Annotated in this window: 1 protein-coding gene; it reads left to right on the forward strand. The window is 73.1% G+C overall.

Translation table 11 applies throughout. From position 1 onward, the window contains the following. On the forward strand, positions 1-1048 hold a 1048-nt coding region (locus V6S85_RS26505; RefSeq protein WP_334350811.1), incomplete at its 5' end, for an SIS domain-containing protein. Between the last annotated feature and the right edge of the window lie 147 nt (positions 1049-1195).

The following is a 1195-nucleotide window of genomic DNA, read 5'->3' on the forward strand; positions in this document are numbered from 1 at the left end:
CCAGCCCCTCACCGCCGAGGCGACGCGGATGTACCTCGAGGCGGGGGAAGCCTCGGCCGTGGTGGCGCGGCAGGTCGCGGCCAATGCGGCGGCGGCGGGCGAGATCGGCGCGCGTCTGCGGGCCAGCCCGCCCCGGGCCGTGGTCACCTGCGCGCGCGGCTCCAGCGACCATGCGGCCACCTTCGCCAAGTACCTGGTCGAGACCCGCACCGGGGTGCTGACCTCGTCGGCGGCGCTGTCGGTGTCGTCGGTCTACGCCGCCCAGCAGGACCTCGAGGGGGTGCTGTACCTGGCCATCTCGCAGTCGGGAAAGAGCCCCGACCTCCTGGCCGCCGTCGAGGCGGCCAAGGCCGGCGGCGCCTTCACCGTGGCCCTGGTCAATGACGAGACCTCCCCGCTGGCGCAGATGGCCGACGCGGTGCTGCCGCTGCATGCGGGGCCAGAACTGAGCGTGGCGGCCACCAAGTCCTACATCGCCGCCCTGTCGGCCATCGTCCAGCTGGTCGCCGCCTGGACGCAGGACGATGAGTTGACCGCCGCCCTCGAAACCCTGCCCGCCGGCCTGTCGGCGGCGTGGAACCAGGACTGGAGCGCCGGGATCGAGGCCCTGCGCGAGGCGACCAACCTCTATGTGCTGGGACGCGGCGTCGGCTTCGGCATCGCCCAGGAGGCGGCCCTGAAGTTCAAGGAGACCTGCGGCCTGCACGCCGAGGCCTTCAGCGCCGCCGAGGTGCTGCACGGCCCCATGGCCCTGGTCAAGGACGGCTTCCCGGCCATCGTCCTGGCCCAGCACGACGAGACCTACGACTCGACGATCCAGATGGCGGCGGGCCTGGCCGAGCGCGGCGCGGCCGTGCTGCTGGCCGGCGGAACCGCCAGCGGGGCCACCACCCTGCCCACGATCCTGCCCACTGGGGCCGGCCATCCGGTGCTGGAGCCGATCCTGAGCGTGCAGAGCTTCTACCGCATGGCCGCGGGCCTGTCGGTGGCGCGCGGCTACGATCCGGACCGCCCGCCCCACCTCAACAAGGTGACCAAGACCGTCTGATGTCCGTCACCGCCTTCATCAACGCCGCCGTCATGACGCCCGCCGGCGTCGTCGACGGCCAGGCCCTGCTGGTCGAGGACGGGATCATCCTGGACCTGGTCGAGCCCGCGCGGGTTCCGGCCGGCGCGAGCCTCGAGGACCTGGCCG

It is taken from the genome of Caulobacter sp. CCNWLW153 (genome assembly GCF_036889365.1).
Classification (GTDB): Bacteria; Pseudomonadota; Alphaproteobacteria; order Caulobacterales; family Caulobacteraceae; genus Caulobacter; species Caulobacter radicis.